Source organism: Empedobacter sp. UBA5036 (assembly GCF_002415215.1).
GTDB classification, from domain to species: domain Bacteria; phylum Bacteroidota; class Bacteroidia; order Flavobacteriales; family Weeksellaceae; genus Empedobacter; species Empedobacter falsenii_B.
The window spans coordinates 1-21,383 of the sequence record NZ_DICC01000049.1 but is presented as its reverse complement, the minus strand read 5'-3'; the positions used below and the strand labels follow the sequence as shown (position 1 = coordinate 21,383).

The window sequence follows — 21,383 nt, the reverse complement described above, 5'->3', positions numbered from 1 at the left end:
GTTTTTATTAAAAGCCTCAAGATTTATTTCTTGAGGCTTTTTTGTATTTATGGATTTCGCTTTAGGCTGAAGGCTGTAAGCTTAATGCATCTTCAAACTATGTTCTATGAAACAAGAAGCTTCCTTTCATCCAACAAGAAGCTTCTAATTAGTCAACGAGAAGCTTCTTCTTTATAAAAAGGAAGCTTCCTTTATAACTTACAACTCATAAATCGAAAAGCCCCTATTTCCCTCAAGTGGATATTTTAACTTCTACTTCTATTCCTGTAAGTCTTAAATCTTACGTCTTATAACTTATTACTCAAAACTCAGAACTTACAACCCGCGTTAGGGATAGTAGTGGAAATCCTTTTGTAGAAATTGGATTTTCCTGTAATCACTTCCAATTTTCTTCTACAAAAGATTGCAACGGATAGCCCGACCGAAGGGAACGCTATAATAATACGCATTTGAATGAAGAATTTTTATATATTTAGGTTTTAAAGTAAACAGGATATGAAACCATTTAATGTGCGTGTATATGCGTTATTGGAACACAAGGGAAAGGTATTGGTGATTCACGAGCCGTTTCAGGGAGAGTTAATTTATAAGTTTCCTGGCGGTGGATTGGAGTTTGGTGAAGGAACAAAAGATTGTATAAGGAGAGAGATAAAAGAGGAATTGAATTTGAAAGTAGAAGTTCATGAACATTTTTATACACAAGATTTTTTTGTGTTGAATGCTTTTGATCCGACAGAACAGGTTTTATTGATTTATTATAAAGCGACAATTACAGAGAAAGCATTGGATAAATTGAAAGTTTTGGATGCGGATATCAACGAATTGTTGTGGTTATCCAAAGAAGAATTGAATGTAGAGAAATTTACGTTAGACGCAGATAAAGTGGTAGTTGATTTGTATAAAAAAGAAAACTTCGAATCTTAAGACTCGAAGTTTATTATTTTTTGATCATCAAAATACTGTATAACGGCGTATTTCATTAACAAGGTTTGTTCATTTGTTTTAAGCGGTGGTAAATCTTCCAACAACTCAAAATGTGGCCAACCATCTGGATCTAATCCATCGAAACGATAAAAACCAAAAGGTTCTAACACGCGACAAACTGCAATGTGTAATAAATTGAGTTTATCATCTTTTTTGAATCGTTTTTTTCCTTGTCCTAATTCTTGAACACCGATCAAAAAAAGAATCGTATCTAAATCTGGTCTTTCACCATCTGTGAAATTTTGTTGAAAGAATTCTTCAATCAGTTTCCATTTGTTGGTGTTTGATGATGATTCTTCTGTAAATTTTGATATATCCATTTAGAATTTACGTCCTTTGTGACGCATATGTGGGTTTTGTAATTGCGAATTACTTACGTTGAAACGTTTCATTTGATCATTCATCATTTTGATTTGATCTGTAAACATTCCTTTCGAATCGTTTTTCTTCGCTTCTTTAATGTAACCTTCCGCTTCTTTCTTTTTACCTTTTGACATTGCAGCTCCAGCCAAAGATAAATTAGCCATTGCTCTGTCATGATCAAACGATAAACCGTAGTTTAAGGCTTCTTTCATATATTTTTCTGAAACCGCAACATTGTCCTGCGCTTCAGTGATTCCCATCATGTAGTGGTAATATCCCATTTGCTTAGGAATTACTTCTGATGATGGATTTTTGATCTTTTGTAACCATTTTTTCGCTTTTGCCATATCCTCTTTACGTAAAAACCAGAAAGCTAACAAGATGTTTTCGTTTCTGAAATAGAATAAAATTGGAAATACAGCGACTAATAACGAAACAAATCCCCAACCGTATTCGCGAATGGTAAACAAAAAGATTGCTAAAGCGATTAATACAGCGGCGATTACTAATTTAATGTATTTGTTCATCGATTATAAATATGATTTGATATTATCTGCAATTTCGATCATTTTCTCGGCAGATAATTGAAGTTTTGGATTTGAGAAATTGATATCTTGCATTGTATTTAGAGGAACCAAATGCACATGTACATGTGGTACCTCTAAACCAACAACAGCTACGCCAACGCGTAGACAAGGTATTGCTTTTTCTATAGCTTGTGCAATTTCGTAAGAAAAGTCCATTAAACCTAAATAGGTTTCTTTGTCTAAATCGAAGATTTTATCGACTTCTTTTTTCGGGATAACCAATACATGACCTTCTACCAAAGGAAAAGCGTCCAAAATAGCGATGTACTTATCGTTTTCGGCAATTTTGTATGATGGTATTTCTCCGTTTATAATTTTAGTGAAAATGCTTGCCATATGTTTTTTAATTTTTGAAATCTTAGTCCAAAGATATTTCTAAAATTTCAAAATTTAAAATCATTCCGTTAGGTAATGTAATTTCTGCAACTTCTCCAAGTGATTTTCCTAACAATCCTTTTGCGATTGGAGTATTCACAGAGATACGCATTTTAGCCAAATCAGCTTCAGATTCAGGTACCAAAGTGTACACTAATTCTTGTCCGTTCGCTGTATTTTTTATTTTAACTTTTGATAATATTGATACTTTAGAATGGTCTAATTTAGATTCATCAATTACACGAGCATATGCTACAACTTCTTTCAATTTAGCAATTTGCATCTCTAACATTCCTTGAGCTTCTTTTGCAGCATCGTATTCTGCATTTTCAGATAAATCTCCTTTATCACGCGCATCAGCAATTTGTTGCGAAATTTTTGGACGCTCAAAAGTTTCTAACTGATGAAGCTCTTCACGCAACTTTTCTAATCCCTCTTTCGTTACATATTGTATATTTGCCATAACAACAATGTTTAATTTTTTATTAAATAAATCTTATAAAATAAATAATCCTACACATATGTAATACTATGCGCAGGACTATTTAGTTATTGTACTACAAAGATAATAAAAAAAATACAGCAAATTAAAAATGAAACAATTTATTAAAACGATTCTAAATAAGGTTATTTTGGTTAGTGTTTTTGCTGGCTTATTTCAAGGCTGCAATTCAGATGATGGTACAGTAAGTTGTGTGCCAAATACAATTGTGAATGTATCAATCAATATCAATTTACCATTATATTCTAATCTAAATAATCCAGGAGGATGGGTATATGTTGAAGGAGCAACAGCAGGTTCTAGAGGTTTGATTGTGGTACGTACAGCTTCTGGTTTTAAAGCTTACGATCGTAATGCACCGCATATTTGTCCTGGTGCAGAAACCACTCTGTATGTAAAGAATGATATCAGTATTGTGTGTGATGCGGATAATTCTGAATGGATTTTATTGACAGGACAACCTACAAAAGTAGCGAATAGAGCGCCAAGAACATATCAAGTGTATGTAAATGCAAATGGAACGCTTACAATAACGAATTAAATTTTTTAACGAAAGTTTTTTTAATTCACTCAAAAAATAATAATCTTTGCAGGCATCGAAATTATACTTCTTTATTATGCATGCATAAATTTTTCGAATTGTTTTTGAATTAAATTATTTTTAAAAAAAGATAATTTCGTTGTAAAGATTACTCAAATCCATTATTTTTGGTAAATCAAAATTTTATCAATTAAAAAATATTAATAATGAGCATTATTTCGCATATCCATGCAAGACAAATTTTAGATTCTCGTGGTAACCCAACTGTAGAAGTAGACGTGTATACAGAATCAGGTGTTTTAGGTCGTGCAGCTGTTCCATCAGGAGCATCTACAGGAGAGTATGAAGCAGTAGAATTACGTGATGGTGGAGACTTGTACTTAGGTAAAGGAGTTTTGAAAGCTATCGAGAATGTAAATGAAGTGATTGCTCCAGAATTAATTGGTTTTTCTGTTTTTGAACAAAATTTAATCGATCAAGTAATGATTGATTTAGACGGAACTGAAAACAAAGCTAAATTGGGTGCTAATGCAATTTTGGGTGTTTCTTTGGCGGTTGCAAAAGCTGCAGCAGAAGAATTAGGTTTACCATTGTTTAGATACATCGGTGGAGTTAATGCAAACACATTACCAGTTCCAATGATGAATATCGTAAATGGAGGTTCTCACTCTGATGCGCCTATTGCGTTCCAAGAATTCATGATTATGCCAGTTCAGGCAGCATCTTTTTCTGACGCTTTACGCAAAGGAACAGAAGTTTTTCATGCATTAAAGAAAATTTTACACGACCGTGGTTTATCTACAGCAGTAGGTGACGAAGGTGGATTTGCACCAACTTTTGATGGCACAGAAGATGCTTTAGATACTGTAATTTCTGCAATAGAAAAAGCAGGTTACAAAGCAGGTGAAGAAATTATGATTGCATTAGATTGTGCATCATCAGAGTTTTATCACGATGGAAAATATGACTATACAAAATTTGAAGGAGAGAAAGGAGCTATCCGTACTTCTGCAGAGCAAGCAGCTTATTTAGCAGAATTGACAGAGAAATATCCAATTATTTCTATTGAAGATGGTATGGATGAAAACGATTGGGAAGGTTGGAAAATCTTAACAGATAAAATCGGTAAACGTGTTCAAATTGTTGGAGACGATTTATTGGTAACGAATGTAACTAAATTAGAAAAAGCAATTGATGCTGAAACAGCAAATTCTATCTTAGTAAAATTCAATCAAATTGGTACGTTAACAGAAACGATCAAAGCAGTACAAATGGCGCAAAATGCACGTTATACAGCAGTTATGTCTCATCGTTCTGGAGAAACAGAAGATGCTACAATTGCAGATTTAGCTGTTGCTTTGAACACAGGACAAATCAAAACTGGTTCTGCTTCTCGCTCTGATCGTATGGCGAAATACAACCAATTATTACGTATTGAAGAGATTCTAGGAGAAACTGCAATTTTTCCAGGGCTTAAGGCTTTTAAAGTTAAGCGATAAAATAATTTGAGACTGATATTTATCAGTCTCAAATTAATAAAAAAAGTGTAAATTACGCAATAAATAATATAAACTATAAAATGTCAGATAAGGTAATATTAAATTACAACGGAAATGAGTTGGAGCTACCTGTTACAACTGGTACAATGGATGAAAAATCTATTGATATTTCCAAGTTAAGAAGTGCTACTGGATTAATCACAATGGATCCAGGTTACAAAAATACAGGGGCATGCGAATCTAGAATTACATTTTTAGATGGTGAAGAAGGTAAGTTGATGTACCGTGGATATCCTATTGAACAATTAGCAGAGAAATCTTCTTTCGTAGAAGTAATGTATTTGTTAATCAAAGGAGAATTACCTACACAAGCTGAATTAGATAAATTTATCGCTGATATTAATGAGTATAACTATGTGTCAGAAGATTTAATCAAAATCTTAGATGCATTCCCAAGTTCTGCTCACCCAATGGGAGTATTAACATCTTTAACAGCTGCTTTATCAGCATTCAACCCAAAAGTTGTTGATGTTACTTCTCCAGATGATATGTACAAAGCGGCAGTTACTTTATTAGGTAAATTCCCAGTATTAGCGTCTTGGACACAAAGAAAAATTAAAGGATTACCAGTTAACTACTCTAACGATAAATTATCTTATGTAGAAAATTTTTATCAATTATTATTCAAAAAACCAGGTCAAGAATTAGACTTAGATCCAGTTATTATTGATGCAATTGACAAATTATTAATCTTACACGCAGATCACGAGCAAAACTGTTCTACATCAAGTGTACGTTTAGTAGGTTCTTCTCATGCAGGTTTATTTGCTTCTATCTCTGGAGGTATTTCTGCATTATGGGGACCGTTACACGGAGGTGCTAACCAAGCAGTATTAGAAATGTTAGAAGCAATCAAAAATGATGGTGGAGACGTTGAAAAATACTTAGCTAAAGCAAAAGATAAAAACGATCCATTCCGTTTAATGGGATTCGGACACCGTGTTTATAAAAACTTTGACCCTCGTGCGAAAATCATCAAAGTAGCTGCGGATAACGTTTTAGAGAAATTAGGAATCAATGATCCTATTTTAGATATTGCGAAAAAATTAGAGCAAGCTGCTTTAGAAGACGAGTATTTCAAATCAAGAAACTTATATCCAAACGTAGATTTCTATTCAGGAATTATCTACAAAGCGTTAGATATCCCAACTGAAATGTTTACAGTTATGTTTGCTGTTGGACGTCTACCAGGATGGATTGCACAATGGATGGAAATGCGCGAAACAAATCAACCAATTGGTCGCCCTCGTCAATTATACACAGGAGCACCATTACGTGATTATGTTGAAATTGAAAACAGATAAGAATTTTCTTATTTATCATATAATCCGAAAATCAAACTTTGATTTTCGGATTTTTTTTTAACAATTAATTTTTAGAGATTGTTTGTTTAAAATATGTTAAAACCTTATTTTTAAGTAAATTAAATTTTGTAACCATGAAATTTGAGAAAATACATAATAAAGGCCAAGCGCAAATCTTCGAAAACAAATATCTCGAAATGTTGACAAAAGGTCATCCCGCAGTTATTTGGGGAATGTACATTCCTCTACTTTCCTATTGTATTTATTATGGAATTTCTAGTTACGATTTATCAGTCTTAACAGTTGTCAGTCTATTTTTCGGAGCGATGTTATTTTGGACTTTATTCGAATATTTTGCACATCGTTATCTTTTTCATTGGACAGCCGAACAACCAAGTCTAAAACGAATTGTTTACATTTTTCACGGAAATCATCATCATTATCCACGCGATAAACAACGTTTGTTTATGCCTCCAGTTCCAAGTATTCTTTTGGCGTCAATTATTTTTTTGATTCAATATTTAATTTTAGGGAAATACACCTTTGCTTTCTTTCCTGGTTTTATGATTGGTTATTTATTGTATGCGTCTATGCATTATTTGATTCATGCTGTTGCGCCGCCTTTCAAGTTTATGAAACCTCTTTGGCGCAATCATCATTTGCATCATTATAAAGACGAAGAATTAGGCTTTGGCGTTTCAAATACCTTTTGGGATCGTATTTTCGGAACAATGTTCGACCTAAAGAATGAAAAAGAAGACAAAGAAAAAGTAAAAGAATTGATGTTTGAGAAGAAAAGTTAATTTTTCGTATCTTCCGTCAAATTAATCACACATATAAAAATGAAAAAATATACTTTACTTGCAATTGGATTACTTGCTTTCAATCAAGCAAACGCGCAATATTCAAAAGAAAATCAAAAGAAATATGTCGAAGAATTAGCCTCTGATGCTATGCAGGGTCGAAAATTTGGAACGCCCGAAAATCGATTGGCTGCTGAATTGATTGCTGAAAAATTCAAACAAAATAAATTAAAACCTTGTGTTGGTGATTCATATTTAATCGAATTTGAATATAAAGGCAAAACAGGACAAAATGTTTGCGGAATTAAAGAAGGTAAATCGTCTGATATTTACGCTGTAGGTGCGCATTTTGATCATGTTGGAACAGATGACAAAGGTGAGGATAAAATTTTTAATGGAGCAGATGATAATGCAAGTGGAACTTCGGCTGTAATGGCTTTGTCTGATTATTTCAAAAACAAAAAAGTTAAGCAAACTATGATGTTTATGGCTTTTGATGCGGAAGAAATTGGATTAATTGGCTCTAAAATGTTGGTAGAAAACACAGATTTTCAGTCTTATTTACCAAATATGAAAGTGATGTTGAATTTAGAAATGATTGGAACTGTTTCTGCTTTCGGTGAAGGAAAAGTATATATGACGGGTAGCGATCGTTCGGATTTGATGAATTTGATGAATAATAATTCTACTAAAACATTCAAAGTTGAAAACGACCCTTATTTGCAGCAACAATTATTTTATCGTTCGGATAATGTAAATTTTGTGAATCATAAAGTAGTATCGCATGCGCTTTCTTCTGTAAACATGGAGAATCAACATCATTATCATCAAAAAAACGATGAAGTTTCGGTGATTAATTTCGAAAATCTGTCAGAGATTACACAAGGAATTGGACATTCTTTATACGAAATGATGAAGAAAAATATTCAACCAAAATATAACAACTAATGGATAAAGCAATTAATATTGTTAGTATTGCGGTTATTGTAATTTTATTGTTAGCGTTTTTATCAGAAAAATTTTTCCCAATAAGAGGTCTTGAATTGTTTTATGAGAAAAAGTTTTATCTCGCAATTATCTATTTAATTTTAAGAGTTTCCAGAATTTCTATTCTTAGAAAATCAAAATAAATTTTTAAATCCGTTCCAATTTCAGAACGGATTTTTTAGTACCTTTTATTTACTTAAAATAAATGTATGGAAGGTTATTTAGAAATTGTTTTGCGCTGTATTTCGGTGTATTTTTTTATGTTAATTGCACTTAGAATTTTTGGTAAACAGCAATTATCCCAATTAAATACGGCCGATGTAATCTTAATTTTATTAATTAGTAACACTGTACAAAATGCAATGGTTGGTTCAGATTCGAGTTTGCAAGGAGGATTGATAGCAGCTTTTGTATTGTTTCTTTTAAATTTTATTGTCAAAAGAATAATGTTGAAAAATAAATTTTTAGGAAACTTAATTGAACAAAAATCTGAAATTTTAATCCATAATGGAAAAGCTGATTTTACAATGTTGAGCAAATTGAGAATTAATTCGGAAGAATTGAACGAAGCAATGCGCGAACATGGTGTAGAACATATTAAAGATGTGAAATTGGCGATGATGGAGATTGATGGAAATATCTCAATAGTGACAACGGATAAAAATCAATTTAAGGAAACGCATTATAAACGCAAGCATAATCACAAAAATTTGCAAGGAACTAATTAACAGAATATGGAAAATAATTTAGTAAACGGGATTATCAAACAATTCCAGTATTATAAACATTTGGGTGAAAAAACATTTTCGCAATTAACGGATGAAGAATTGTTTTGGCAATACAATGAAAACTCAAATAGCATTGCGATTATCGTGAATCATCTTTCAGGAAATATGTTGTCGCGTTGGACTGATTTTTTGACAACAGATGGTGAAAAAGAGTGGCGAAATCGTGATGAAGAATTTGAAGATACAATCAAAACTAAAGAACAACTTTTAGATAAATGGGAGAAAGGTTGGAAGTATTTGTTTGATGCTTTAGCACAAATCAAAACCGACGAAGATTTACAGCAAATTATTTATATCCGAAATGAAGGACATACAATAATAGAAGCGATTAATCGTCAATTGGCGCATTATCCGTATCATGTTGGTCAAATTGTTTTTATAGGAAAATTAATAAAGGACAATGAATGGAATTCACTTTCGATTCCGAAGAATAAATCAGCAGATTATAATCAAACGAAATTCTCTTCCGATAAAAAAACTCAACATTTTACAGATGAGTTTTTGAAATAAATTTTAGTTAAAGTGTTTTTAATTGAATTATTTATCTTAACTTACATAAGAAACTTAGGTATATGAAAGATGTTCAATTTTATAAAGGAACTCTGCAACCGATTATTTTAAAACTATTACAAGATCATAAAAGAATGTATGGTTATGAAATCATTCAAAAAATTAGAATTTTAACGCAAGATGAATTTGAGTTAAAAGAGGGTGCATTGTATCCTATTTTACATAAGCTGGAAGCTGAGAATATAATTGAAGTGGAAGCTGAGCGAGTAGAAGGTCGAATAAGAAAATATTATAAGTTGACTGAGTTTGGAACTAAAGAATCTGTAAAAAGAATTCAATTGTTAACAGAAACAATGCTACAAATCCAAAAATTATTGAACCCTAAATTGATTTAATCATGAGAAAAATTTCTGCTTTTGAAGTTCAAAAATTAATCGATTTTACGCGTCAGCATTATGTTGAGTATTATGATTTGCAATTGGAATTAGCCGATCATTTGGCTTGTGGAATTGAAGAACAATGGGAAACAAATGAAACTATAACTTTTGAAGATGCTTTACAAAATGAATTTAAGAAGTTTGGAATATTTGGTTTTTCTGAAATTGTAGATAAAAGAAGGTTTGCGCTTCAAAAAAAATACAATAATTTAATTTGGAAAGTGATGAAAAGTCATTTACTTACTTTTCAGTATTTTATTTTTGTTATGAGTGGAATATTATTGTTTAATTTGATAGCTTTTAAATATAGTAAAATTGCTATTTTAAGTACGATTGTTTTATTTTTTGGATTATTTATTTATCGATATATAAGGTTACAAAAAAAATATCGTCAAAAATTAAGTGTGAAAAATAGAAAACTGATTTTACAAGAGCTTATTTTTAAAAATCTTTATATCATCTCGTTTGCATTTTCTTTGTTTAATCTAAGTTTGCAGGTTTTGATTCATCTTGATAATAACCAAATTATTTTAAATATTGTATTTTCGATTATATTTAGTTTTATCTTTTTACTTTTTTATGTAACCTGTTATTTTTTACCGAATAAAGAAGAAGAAATACTTAATGAATTTTATCCTGAATATCAGTTAATAAAATAAAAAAAGCTCCATTCGGAGCTTTTAGTTTATGCTTGACTTTCGTCTTTTTGTAATAATAATTTATAAATTAATCCACCTACAATTGCTCCAGCGATTGGTGCTACCCAGAATAACCATAATTGCGTTAAAGGTTCGCCGCCTACAAAAATAGCTTGTGATGTAGAACGGGCAGGATTTACAGATGTGTTAGTGATTGGAATAGAAATTAAATGAATTAATGTTAAAGCCAAACCAATTGCAATTCCAGCAAATTTTCCGTTTGCAAATTTATCTGTAGCACCTAAAATAACAATTAAGAAGAAGGCTGTTAAGACATATTCAATTAGAAAAGCAGATAACATGCTATAACCATGTGGAGAAAAGGCTCCATATCCATTGGAAGCGAATGCACCAGCTTTGGTATTTTCAATTGCAAAATCTGAGTTTCCAGATGCGATTAAGTATAATACACCAGCTGCAGCAATTGCTCCGAGTACTTGTGAAATAATATAAGGAATAAGTTGTTTTCCATCAAATCGTCCTCTAGCAAATAAACCGAAAGAGACAGCAGGGTTGAAATGTCCTCCAGAAATATGACCAACTGCATAAGCCATTGTTAACACAGTAAGACCAAATGCTAATGCAACACCAGCGTAACCAATTCCTAATTCGGGAATACCAGCTGCAAAGATTGCACTACCACAACCTCCGAAAACTAACCAAAAAGTACCGAAAAACTCGGCAGCATAATTTTTCATAAATGTTTTAATATTAAAAGTTTAGTTAGAATGAATTTTAAAAAAAATTAAGAAATACAAACATTTTAAACATTTAAATTATTTCAATAAAAAAATCGCTCCGATTTCTCAGAGCGATTTGTATTTATAATATATTCTTTCTAGAATAATTAATCCATATAGGCTTCGATAGGAGCACATGTACAAATTAAGTTACGATCTCCGTAAGCATCATCAATACGAGAAACAGATGCAAAGAATTTACGCTCGCGAACCCATTCTGCTGGATATGCAGCTTTAGAACGAGAGTAAGGATATTCCCACTCGTCTGCTGTAATCAAGTGAATTGGGTGAGGCGCGTTGTGTAATACATTGTTGTCAACTGGATAATCTCCGTTTGCAACTTCGTCGATTTCTTGACGAATAGAAATTAATGCATCACAAAAACGATCTAATTCTGCTTTGTTTTCTGATTCTGTAGGCTCTACCATCAACGTTCCAGCAACTGGGAAAGATACTGTTGGTGCGTGGAATCCGTAATCAATCAAACGTTTTGCAATATCAGTAACTTCGATACCTGCTTTTTTGAATGGACGACAATCTAAGATAAATTCGTGTGCCACTACATTGTTTCCATTTGTATATAAAATGTCAAAATGTTTCTCTAAACGAGTTTTCATGTAATTAGCATTTAAAATTGCACCTTGTGTCGCTTTCAATAAACCTTCTGCTCCTAACATTAAAATGTAAGAGTAAGAAATTGGTAAAATGAACGCAGAACCATAAGGAGCTGCAGCAAATGTATTTGTCGCTTCTTTTCCTCCAGTTTCGATTAATGGAGAAGATCCTAAGAAAGGAGCTAAGTGTGCTTTAACACAAATTGGTCCTACACCAGGTCCTCCACCTCCGTGAGGAATAGCGAATGTTTTGTGTAAGTTTAAGTGACAAACGTCTGCACCAATATTTCCTGGAGAAGTTAATCCAACTTGTGCATTCATATTTGCACCGTCCATATAAACTTGACCTCCGTATGCGTGAATCATTTCAGTAACTTCTTCGATATTGCTATCAAAAGCGCCATAAGTTGATGGATAAGTAATCATCAATGCAGCTAAGTTATCTTTATGTTTTTCACATTTTTCTTTCAAGTCAACTAAATCTGTTTCACCAGATTCTAAGTTTTTCACAACAACAACTTGCATTCCAGCCATTGCAGCAGAAGCAGGGTTAGTTCCGTGAGCAGATTGTGGAATCAACACTACATTTCTGTGTCCTTCTCCTTTTGCCTCAAAGTAAGAACGAATAACCATTAAACCTGCATATTCTCCTTGTGCACCAGAATTTGGTTGTAAAGAAGTTGCATCAAAACCTGTAATTACAGCTAAATAATCTTCTAAGTTTTTGATTAATGTTTGGTAACCTTCTACTTGATCTTTTGGAGTGAAAGGGTGTACATTCCCCATTCTTTCCCAAGACATATGCAATAATTCTGTTGCAGCATTCAATTTCATTGTACAAGAACCTAATGCAATCATCGATTGGTTAAGCGCTAAATCTTTACGTTCTAAACGTTTGATGTAACGCATTAATTCTGTTTCTGTATGATATAAATTGAAGTTTTCGTGTGTTAAGAAATCAGAAGTTCTGATTAAATCTTGAGGTAAATAAGAATCATCTACTTCAAATTCGAAACCGTCTTCTGTGTTTTTAATTGTTGCAAAAACACTTAAAATTTCAAAAATATCTTCTTCAGAAGTCATTTCATCAATTGTGATTGAAATTTTTCCGTTTTCGAATCCATTTACATTAATTTCTTCTTCTGCAAAAATCTTCACAATTTCGTCAGAGTTTTCAACCTCAATTTGAATTGTATCGAAGAAATTTGTATTCACTAATTTAAATCCTAAATGCTCTAAACCTCCGTGTAAAACAGCTGCTTTAGTATGGATTTGATCAGCGATATATTGTAAACCATCTTTACCGTGATAAACCGCGTAGAAAGAAGCCATAACTGCTAACAATACTTGTGCAGTACAAATGTTAGAAGTTGCTTTTTCACGTTTGATATGTTGTTCACGCGTTTGTAAAGCCATACGCAATGCATAATTTCCTAAACGATCTTGAGAAACTCCAATAATACGTCCTGGAATTACACGCTTATATTCTTCTGTACAAGATAAGAAAGCTGCGTGTGGTCCACCGTATCCCATTGGAACACCAAAACGTTGAGAAGTACCAATTGCGATATCAGCTCCCCATTCACCTGGAGGTGTTAATAATGTTAAAGCTAATAAATCTGTTGCAACAGCAACTTTTACGTTAACCGCATTTGCTTTTTCTACAAATGATTTATAATTATTGATTTGTCCTCCTTTTCCGATGTATTGTACAATCGCTCCGAAGAATTCTTCTGTTAATTCAGTTGTTTCAAAGTTTCCAACAACTAATTCAATTCCTAAACCGTGTGCTTTCGTTTCTAAAACTGCTACAGATTGAGGGAATAAGTTGTCTGCTACAAAAAATTTGTTGACATTGTTTTTCTTTTGATCACGAGAACGAGATTCAAATAACATGTGCATTGCTTCACCACATGCAGTACCTTCGTCTAATAAAGAGGCATTTGCGATAGGTAAACCTGTTAAATCAGAAATAACAGTTTGGAAATTTAATAAAGCTTCTAAACGTCCTTGCGCAATTTCCGCTTGGTATGGTGTATAAGCTGTGTACCAACCAGCATTTTCTAATATATTACGTTGAATTGGTGCTGGTAAAATTGTACCATAATATCCATATCCAAGATAATTTTTTACTTTTTTATTTTTTGAAGCGATTTCAGCTAAATGATTAATAGCTTCAAATTCTGATAAAGCTTCTGGTAGATCCAAAGCATTTTTCAATCGAATGTTCTGAGGAACTGTTGCCTCAATTAAAGAATCAATAGAATCTTTCCCAATTACAGAAAGCATTTCAGCTGCTTGCTGCGCATTGTTTCCAATATGTCTAATGGAAAAATCGTTTGTGTTCATTGTGTTTGCGCTATGTTTATTTTCGCGTAAAAATACGTTTTTTTATCTTAAAATAAAAGTGAATAACAATCTTAAAAATTAATTGAATGAATAGATTAGAATTTTATTTTTTTAGAAATAAATGTGAATAAAAACTTTCTTTTTTTTCAAAAAATAGTAATATTGGCAATAGAATTGAGATAAATAATTCGGTAGAATTTCTTAAATTTATTCTACGTTTAAAAAAATCTATGAAAACAAACGATTTTATGGAACTTAATGAAAATACTTCTGAAGTCAAAAAAGAAAAAAAATTTCCATTCTTAAAGAAATTGGAAATAATGATGGAAGAGGCGAAATTAGAGGATGCGAAAAAATCTAAAATGAAACGTGTTCATAAAAAAGGTAATTCGCAAATCGCTAAAAAAATGGGGGAAGAAGCTGTAGAAATGGTGATTGCTTCGGAACAAGATAACGACGAAAACTTTTTGGAAGAATCGGCAGATGTTTTCTTTTATTACCTTATGGCTTTACATGCTCGTGGCTTTGAATTAAAAGATGTTTTGGAGATTTTAAAGAAAAGGCACAAAAAATAATTAACACCTTATATTGATATGCAAAAGGGCGGAACGTCGATGAAATTAATAATTGCCGCAGCAATTGTTATTTTTTCTCTTATAAAATATTTTTCTTCTTCAGAAGTCAATGAAATTACAGGCGAAAAGCAATATATTTCATTAACCAAAGATGACGAAATTGCGATGGGAATTAATTCGGCTCCGCAAATGGCACAAGAGTTTGGTGGACTATCTCGAAATGCTCAATTCCAGGAGCTTGTAAAACGAGTAGGCGCGAAAGTGGTTAATAATAGTGATGCGCGCAAAACCAATTATCCATTTCAGTTTTATGTGTTAGCAGATAATCGAACTGTAAATGCTTTTGCATTGCCTGGTGGACCAATTTTTATTACCGAAGCCTTGTTGACTCGTTTGCAAAACGAAGATCAATTGGCTGGAGTTTTGGGACACGAAGTTGGTCACGTTATTGCGCGCCATAGTGCAGAACAAATGTCGAAACAAGAGCTTTCGCAAGGAATTGCAGGTGCGGCTGGCGTTGCCGCTGGAGATGCAAATTCGGCTTATTATGCACAAGTTGTGGCAAATATGGTGAATATGAAATATGGTCGTGATGATGAATTGGAGTCTGATGATTTGGGCGTTCGATTTATGATTCAGGCAGGATATAATCCAGAAGCATTGATTGGTGTAATGGATATTTTGGAAGAAGCTTCGGGAGGAAGCCAAGTTCCAGAATTTCAGAGTACGCATCCATCGCCATCAAACCGTCGCGAAAAAATAAAAGCTGCAATTGAGAAATACAGAAATCAGTAGATTTTAATTCATTGTAATGATAAGAAAAATACTTTTATCAGTTCTTTTATGCACAAATATTACATTTTCTCATGCTCAAGATTATGATCAAATCAGTAAAGAAATTTGTAAATCATTTAAAAAGAAAAAACCAGCTAAAAATTTATTTGATTTTAATAAATACCTCAATTCTGAAGCAGAAGACTTTTTAATATCAGATGTAAACATCTTTCAGTTCAATCTACAAAAGAGTTTGATTAAAAATTGTACTGAATTTCCTTTTATTGAAAATTATTCTTTGGTTCCTTTTTCAAATGTTGTTGATTTAGAAAAAGTCTTTAATAGAGAAGAGTTAGCAAAACTTGAAAAACAATTAAAGAAAATTCAAAAGACCAATCGTTTTCAGCTATTTATAATTTCTACAGATGATTATTTTCCAAATGAAAATATAACAGATTATTCATTTTCAATCCTTAATAACAATAGTTCTGATCGATTTCAAAAGGGAAATATGATAATTGTGTTTAATTTAAAATCAAGAGAAGTTAGAATTTCGACGAATGATATTGCTCGAAATATAATTTCTGACGATTTTTCTCAAAAGCTAATTGATGAGGTAGTTGTTCCAAACTTTAGTGAGGAAAAGTATTTTAAAGGAATCAATGAAGCTATTGTAAAAATTAATGAAAAAATAGTTGTAGAAGATTAAATAATTTAAACAGAGGTTAATAAAATGAAAGTACATTTTTCATTCCTTGAAGTTTTATATCTTGCTCAAGTCATTTGTTGTTTTTTATTTATTAAATACACAGATGGATTAGGCTATATGCAAGGAAATGATTTTTATTATACTTCCCAATTACAATCTTCTGGAGGTGAAGATGAAGTTTCAATTTATAGTTTAGGATTGATAACAATACTATTTTTATTCATTAGCATTCTTTCAAAAAGGAAATATAGAGTATTATCATTTTATTTGTTGTTTGCTTATTTTTCGCTTTTTTAATTCAAATGGGAGAAATAGATTCAACAATATTAAATGGAAACTTTGTTCTCTTGATAATTGTAGTAATAAACCTTTTATTGACTTTTTATTTTTGGGTAATTCTTTTTAAGAAGATTAAAAACTATTTGAATCAAGAAGTTTAAAACTTAATCTAAAAACTTCGCTTTCAATTCAGGAGTAGGTAACCAACAACTTTCTTGTTTTCCAAACCAACGATAACGATTTTTCGCAATAAAACTATAAACCACATCGCGCAAAGGCTTTGGAACAATCATAAAAATAGTCAACCACGAAGTTATTCCGTCCAAATATTTAGCAATTTTTAGCGCAGCAGATGATTTGGTATAAAATTTATCATCTTCAATAAAAACGATAGAATCAAATTGAGCGGCATCCAAATTATTTTCTTTCAAAAAATTTTGTCCAAAATCAGATTGTAATGAAGCAAACTGAAATTGATTTTTATTGTCATGTTCAATCACAAACTGAACAGATTGATTGCATAAATTGCAAATTCCATCAAACAAAATAATTTTCCTCGTTTTCATACAATAAATATACGCTAAAAGTAGCTAAACTCTAAAGGTTATTTTTAAATTAGCCAAAATTAACAATCAATCATGTTTAGCGAATATTTATTCCGAAAAGTTGATAATTCTCCACTTGTAATTTTCCGAATAATCTTTGGTTTATTAATTGTTGCAGAATGTTGGGGAGCCATTTTTACAGGTTGGGTACAAACAAATTTTGTTGAACCGCACATTACATTTTCGTTCATCGGATTCGAGTGGACAAATGTTTTCTTGGGACAAAATATGATTTATTTGTACGTGCTCATGGGAATTTTAGGCTGGTTTATCGTGTTTGGATTTGCTTATCGATTTTCAATTATCGTATTTTCTATTTTATGGTCGTTGACGTATTTCATGCAAAAAACAAGCTACAACAACCATTATTATCTGTTTATGCTAGTTTCGTGGATGATGACGATAATTCCTGCGCATCATTTCTTTTCGATTGATAGTTTAATTTTTCCGAAAATAAAACGTCTAACCATGCGCAATTGGGTACCAACATTATTCATTATCCAGTTATTGATTGTGTATGTTTTTGCGGCTTTTGCAAAGATTTATCCAGATTGGTTTAACGGTGTTTTTTTACAAATGAAATTTCACGAATATGGCGATTTATTAACAACAAAATATAATTTGATTGGATTAGGAAAAGTTGTAAGTAGTTTAGAGTTTGCACAAGTTTTTGCTTGGGGCGGATTCTTTTTCGATTTATTGATTATTCCTGCAATGTTGATGAATAGAACGCGTGGAATCGCTTTCAAATGTGCTGTAGCCTTTCATATTTTCAATTCTGCAGTTTTCGGGATTGGAATATTTCCTTTCTTTGCTTTGGCAATGTTAATTTTCTTTTATGATCCCGTTAAGATTCAGGAAGTTATTTTTCCTAAAAAATCATTTATGATGGATCGTTCAGATGATGATAATTTATTGACAACTCGTCGTGTCATGTTCTCTTATTTGATGTTTTTCTACGTAGTTTGGCAAATATATTTACCTGTTCGCCATTACTTTATTCCCGGAAATGTTTTTTGGACAGAGGAAGGTCATCGCATGGCTTGGCGAATGATGTTGCGTAACAAAGCGGGTGAAGTTGTGGTATATGTTTCGAAACCAGATCCACAGAAAAAAGGTAAATTCTTGAAACGCGAGAAAGTAGATTTGACAAAATATCTAACCTTCAAACAAATGTCAAAAATGGCGGTTAGCCCAGATATGATGTGGCAATTTGCACGTTATGTAAAATATGATTATGCGAAAAATGGTGTGAAAGATGTCAAAGTTTTTGTGGATGCAAAAGTTTCTGTCAATGGTAGCGATTATTATCAATTTACAAATCCAAATTACAATTTAGCTTATACAACTTGGAGTTATTTTGGTCATCAAAAATGGATTCAGCCAACACCAAAAGAGTTGAATTTATCTTATTTTGAATAAATTTATGTAACTTTATAGGACAACAATCAAAGAAATACAATTATGAAATATACATTATTCGCAATAGCTTTTTCGGTTTTATTATTTTCTTGTGGTAACAAAGAAAATGCTGGAGTAGAAGCTTATAAAGGTTTGGATAAGCAAAAGCAAGAACAAAAAGATTTGGATAGTATTGGGAAGGAAGCGCAACAAACGTTTGATGATTTCAAATTGGCGTTGTCGATGAAAGATACAACGACAACTAATTTTATTGTCAAACAAATGTATGATATTCCGAATGCGACACAAAAAGAGCATATTTGGATTCGTGATGTATATTCGGACAACGATCAATTAAAAGGAATTGTGGACAACGTACCTCAATACACAAAATTGGTTAAACACAATGATACAATTGTGATAGATCCAACTAAATTATCAGATTGGATGTATTATAAAGGTGATAAAATGATTGGTGGATTTACAATAAAATATATGCGTAGTAAAATGACTGATGCGCAGAAAAAAGAGTTTGATAAACAATATAAAGTAAAGTTTGAAGATTAATTTCTGCTCAAAAAATAATAAAATCAAAAAGGCAATCTTTCGTTAGATTGCCTTTTAATTTTGAAATTATTTTCCTTAATCAATCAAAGATAATTGAATTTTACGTTTTTCTGTATCAATTCCAATTACGGTTACTTCAACTTGTTGACTTAAATGCACTTTTGAATTCACATCAGAAATAAATTCATTCGAAATTTTAGAAATATGAATTAAGCCATTTTCTTTAATTCCTATATCTACAAAACAACCAAAATTAGTAATATTGTTGATAATTCCAGGAACTTTCATGCCCAATTGCAAATCTTCGAATTTCTTTAATCGTTGATCGAAACTAAAAACTTTGGCTGTAGAACGCGGATCTAAACCAGGTTTTTCAAGTTCTTTTTTAATATCTTCTAAAGTTGGTAAACCTACTTTTTCGGTAATATATTTGGTTAAATCAAGTTGATTAATCAATTCTTTATTTTGAATCAAATCTTTCAAATCAACTTTCAAATCTTTCGCCATTTTCTCTACAAGAGCATACGATTCTGGGTGAACAGCAGAATTATCTAACGGATTTTTTGCATTTGGAATTCGTAAAAAAGCAGAAGCTTGTAAGAATGCTTTTTCACCCAAACGAGGAACTTTTAGTAACTCTTTTCTCGAATTAAATGCACCATTTTCGCTTCGATATTCTACAATATTTTCAGCCATTTTTTCACCAATTCCTGCAACATAATTTAGTAAATGTTTGCTTGCTGTGTTCAGATTTACACCAACTTTGTTTACACAGAAAGAAACAACATCATCCAACTCATTTTTCAATAAAGTTTGATCGACATCATGTTGATACTGACCAACTCCAATCGATTTTGGCTCTATTTTTACTAATTCTGCCAAAGGATCTTGTAAACGGCGGCCTATAGAAACAGCACCGCGAACGGTAACATCTTTATCCGGAAATTCGTCGCGCGCAATTTTAGAAGCCGAATAAACCGAAGCACCAGCTTCATTTACAACAAAAACTTTTAGTGGACGATCAAATGCAATATTCTGAACCAAATTTTCAGTCTCGCGAGAAGCTGTTCCATTTCCTATCGAAATTGCATCGATATTATAAGCATTGATAAGCGATTTTAGTTTTTTGATGGCTTGTGTTTTTTCATTTTGAGGCGCATGCGGATAGATGTTTTCGTTGTGCAACAAATCACCTTGCTCATCTAATACAACCACTTTACAACCCGATTTGTAACCAGGATCTATCGCTAAAATTCGTTTTTCTCCCAGAGGTGGCGCCAAAAGCAATTGATTTAAGTTTTTCGAAAAAACATTTATTGATGTTTCATCTGCTTTTTGTTTTGCTTCTTTCAACACTTCATTCGAGATTGAAGGAGCCAAAAGTCGTTTGTATGCATCTTTTATAGCTTCTTCAATAACCCAAGAAACTTCTGGTTGAATAGATTTGATCAACGTGTATTCAAGAAATTTGAAGGCTTCTTTTTTATCAATTGATACATTTACTTTCAAGAAGCCTTCATTTTCGCCGCGTAAAATAGCCAATAATCGGTGAGAAGCAATTTTTTTCAATAGTTCTTCGTATTCAAAATAGTTCGAGTATTTAGCCGAATCTTCATCATCTATTTTAGATTTTATTAGTTTACTTTCAATCAAAGCAGATTTTCTGAAAATATCTCGCAATCGATGACGCACATACTCATTTTCATTGATCCATTCTGCAATAATATCTTGCACACCTGCAAAAGCATCTTCGATACTTATCACATCTTCATTTAGATATTTTTTTGCTAAATCATCCAAATCAGGAATATTATTTTGCTTCATGATGATTTTTGCCAAAGGCTCTAAACCTTTTTCTTTTGCAATGGTTGCACGTGTTTTTTTCTTCTTTTTATAAGGAAGATATAAATCTTCTAATTGAACCAAATCAAAACTTTTCTGAATACGTTGTTGTAATTCGTTACTCAATTGATTCTGCTCTTCCAATGTTTTTAAAATAAATTCTTTTCGAGAAACAATTTCATTGTATTGATTTTGCAGTTTTTTTATAGCAGAAATTTGAACTTCATCAAGATTTCCTGTGACCTCTTTTCTATATCTTGCAATAAAGGGTATGGTATTATCTTCATTCAAACAATTTACTGTATTGTTGATTGATTTTTCTGAAATAGAATTAAGATGTTGATGAATGTATTGAATCAAATTCATGTTAAAAGTTTGGCCTTGCAAATTACTATTTTTCACAAATATAAAAAATAGCATGTTTTATTTATATAGGTCGTATTTAATAGAGTATTTTTTTATATAATAATACCCGTAGTGCATTTAGATA

Annotated in this window: 25 protein-coding genes; 17 read left to right on the top strand and 8 right to left on the bottom strand. The window is 31.9% G+C overall.

From position 1 onward, the window contains the following. Positions 1–495 precede the first annotated feature (495 nt). Positions 496–924: an NUDIX domain-containing protein gene (locus B4J88_RS08275; protein ID WP_280037508.1), complete on the top strand. Its 429-nt coding sequence runs from the start codon at positions 496–498 to the stop codon at positions 922–924. Here B4J88_RS08275 and B4J88_RS08270 read toward each other — a convergent pair. Genes B4J88_RS08270 through greA form a run of 4 tightly spaced genes read right to left on the bottom strand, consistent with a single transcriptional unit; the run spans position 921 to position 2,772 of the window. Continuing rightward, a complete protein-coding gene (locus tag B4J88_RS08270) occupies positions 921–1,304 on the bottom strand; it encodes a hypothetical protein (RefSeq protein WP_052217679.1) in 384 nt (127 codons plus the stop codon). The genes B4J88_RS08275 and B4J88_RS08270 overlap by 4 nt on opposite strands. Then, on the bottom strand, positions 1,305–1,874 hold the full coding sequence (locus tag B4J88_RS08265; protein WP_291067220.1) for a tetratricopeptide repeat protein: 570 nt from the start codon (positions 1,872–1,874) through the stop codon (positions 1,305–1,307). A gap of 3 nt (positions 1,875–1,877) precedes the next feature. Then, complete coding sequence (locus tag B4J88_RS08260) at positions 1,878–2,270, bottom strand: HIT family protein (RefSeq protein WP_114999218.1); 393 nt, start codon at positions 2,268–2,270, stop codon at positions 1,878–1,880. Positions 2,271–2,292: 22 nt separating this feature from the next. Further along, positions 2,293–2,772, bottom strand: a complete 480-nt coding sequence (gene greA, locus B4J88_RS08255) for a transcription elongation factor GreA (protein WP_125350641.1) — start codon at positions 2,770–2,772, stop codon at positions 2,293–2,295. A gap of 130 nt (positions 2,773–2,902) precedes the next feature. Here greA and B4J88_RS08250 point away from each other — a divergent pair, with 130 nt between their 5' ends. The 10 genes from B4J88_RS08250 (at position 2,903) to B4J88_RS08205 (ending at position 10,399) form a co-directional block, all read left to right on the top strand. Beyond that, complete coding sequence (locus tag B4J88_RS08250; protein WP_291067217.1) at positions 2,903–3,352, top strand: hypothetical protein; 450 nt, start codon at positions 2,903–2,905, stop codon at positions 3,350–3,352. A gap of 206 nt (positions 3,353–3,558) precedes the next feature. Beyond that, entirely contained in the window at positions 3,559–4,851 is a 1,293-nt protein-coding gene (gene eno / locus B4J88_RS08245; RefSeq protein WP_286496395.1) for a phosphopyruvate hydratase, read from the top strand. A gap of 80 nt (positions 4,852–4,931) precedes the next feature. Beyond that, positions 4,932–6,215, top strand: a complete 1,284-nt coding sequence (locus tag B4J88_RS08240) for a citrate synthase (protein ID WP_219035370.1) — start codon at positions 4,932–4,934, stop codon at positions 6,213–6,215. A gap of 134 nt (positions 6,216–6,349) precedes the next feature. After that, positions 6,350–7,018 (top strand): sterol desaturase family protein, encoded by a 669-nt coding sequence (locus tag B4J88_RS08235; protein WP_221856622.1) that lies wholly within the window; start codon positions 6,350–6,352, stop codon positions 7,016–7,018. Between the two features lie 39 nt (positions 7,019–7,057). Beyond that, positions 7,058–7,966, top strand: coding sequence for a M28 family metallopeptidase (locus B4J88_RS08230; protein ID WP_219035372.1), 909 nt, complete (start codon positions 7,058–7,060; stop codon positions 7,964–7,966). Continuing rightward, a complete protein-coding gene (locus B4J88_RS08225; RefSeq protein ID WP_038333804.1) occupies positions 7,966–8,148 on the top strand; it encodes a hypothetical protein in 183 nt (60 codons plus the stop codon). Before B4J88_RS08230 ends, B4J88_RS08225 begins: the two co-directional genes overlap by 1 nt. Positions 8,149–8,214: 66 nt before the next feature. Continuing rightward, positions 8,215–8,733 carry a DUF421 domain-containing protein gene (locus B4J88_RS08220; RefSeq protein WP_291067213.1) on the top strand — a complete coding sequence of 173 codons (519 nt, stop codon included), beginning with the start codon at positions 8,215–8,217 and terminating at the stop codon, positions 8,731–8,733. 6 nt (positions 8,734–8,739) lie between these two features. Next, the gene (locus tag B4J88_RS08215) at positions 8,740–9,303 is read left to right on the top strand and encodes a DUF1572 family protein (protein WP_280037524.1); all 564 of its coding nucleotides are present in this window, start codon (positions 8,740–8,742) and stop codon (positions 9,301–9,303) included. Positions 9,304–9,365: 62 nt separating this feature from the next. Next, complete coding sequence (locus B4J88_RS08210) at positions 9,366–9,698, top strand: PadR family transcriptional regulator (protein ID WP_125350649.1); 333 nt, start codon at positions 9,366–9,368, stop codon at positions 9,696–9,698. Positions 9,699–9,700: 2 nt separating this feature from the next. After that, entirely contained in the window at positions 9,701–10,399 is a 699-nt protein-coding gene (locus B4J88_RS08205) for a hypothetical protein (RefSeq protein WP_125350650.1), read from the top strand. A gap of 26 nt (positions 10,400–10,425) precedes the next feature. On the opposite strand, the gene aqpZ is transcribed toward B4J88_RS08205, so the two are convergent. After that, positions 10,426–11,136, bottom strand: a complete 711-nt coding sequence (gene aqpZ / locus B4J88_RS08200) for an aquaporin Z (RefSeq protein ID WP_291067209.1) — start codon at positions 11,134–11,136, stop codon at positions 10,426–10,428. A gap of 149 nt (positions 11,137–11,285) precedes the next feature. Continuing rightward, positions 11,286–14,141, bottom strand: coding sequence for an aminomethyl-transferring glycine dehydrogenase (gene gcvP / locus B4J88_RS08195; RefSeq protein WP_286495377.1), 2,856 nt, complete (start codon positions 14,139–14,141; stop codon positions 11,286–11,288). A gap of 230 nt (positions 14,142–14,371) precedes the next feature. Between gcvP and hisE the strand changes: the two genes are divergently transcribed. From hisE to B4J88_RS08175, 4 genes are read left to right on the top strand one after another with little or no spacing between them, the layout of a single operon-like run. After that, positions 14,372–14,716: a phosphoribosyl-ATP diphosphatase gene (hisE, locus tag B4J88_RS08190; protein WP_125350653.1), complete on the top strand. Its 345-nt coding sequence runs from the start codon at positions 14,372–14,374 to the stop codon at positions 14,714–14,716. Positions 14,717–14,734: 18 nt separating this feature from the next. Beyond that, entirely contained in the window at positions 14,735–15,511 is a 777-nt protein-coding gene (locus tag B4J88_RS08185; protein ID WP_280062522.1) for a M48 family metalloprotease, read from the top strand. A 16-nt stretch (positions 15,512–15,527) separates the two neighbouring features. After that, positions 15,528–16,199: a TPM domain-containing protein gene (locus B4J88_RS08180; RefSeq protein WP_291067206.1), complete on the top strand. Its 672-nt coding sequence runs from the start codon at positions 15,528–15,530 to the stop codon at positions 16,197–16,199. Between the two features lie 24 nt (positions 16,200–16,223). After that, positions 16,224–16,496 carry a hypothetical protein gene (locus B4J88_RS08175; RefSeq protein ID WP_038333836.1) on the top strand — a complete coding sequence of 91 codons (273 nt, stop codon included), beginning with the start codon at positions 16,224–16,226 and terminating at the stop codon, positions 16,494–16,496. A gap of 146 nt (positions 16,497–16,642) precedes the next feature. Here the strand turns inward: B4J88_RS08175 and B4J88_RS08170 are convergent, their stop codons facing one another. Continuing rightward, positions 16,643–17,044: a thiol-disulfide oxidoreductase DCC family protein gene (locus tag B4J88_RS08170; RefSeq protein ID WP_114999244.1), complete on the bottom strand. Its 402-nt coding sequence runs from the start codon at positions 17,042–17,044 to the stop codon at positions 16,643–16,645. Between the two features lie 72 nt (positions 17,045–17,116). On the opposite strand from B4J88_RS08170, the gene B4J88_RS08165 reads away from it, so the two are divergent. Together B4J88_RS08165 and B4J88_RS08160 are read left to right on the top strand one after the other, a co-directional pair. Then, a complete protein-coding gene (locus B4J88_RS08165; RefSeq protein ID WP_291052527.1) occupies positions 17,117–18,505 on the top strand; it encodes an HTTM domain-containing protein in 1,389 nt (462 codons plus the stop codon). Positions 18,506–18,547: 42 nt separating this feature from the next. After that, entirely contained in the window at positions 18,548–19,051 is a 504-nt protein-coding gene (locus B4J88_RS08160; RefSeq protein WP_219034560.1) for a DUF2314 domain-containing protein, read from the top strand. 75 nt (positions 19,052–19,126) lie between these two features. Here the strand turns inward: B4J88_RS08160 and B4J88_RS08155 are convergent, their stop codons facing one another. Beyond that, the gene (locus tag B4J88_RS08155) at positions 19,127–21,259 is read right to left on the bottom strand and encodes a Tex family protein (protein ID WP_291067204.1); all 2,133 of its coding nucleotides are present in this window, start codon (positions 21,257–21,259) and stop codon (positions 19,127–19,129) included. Between the last annotated feature and the right edge of the window lie 124 nt (positions 21,260–21,383).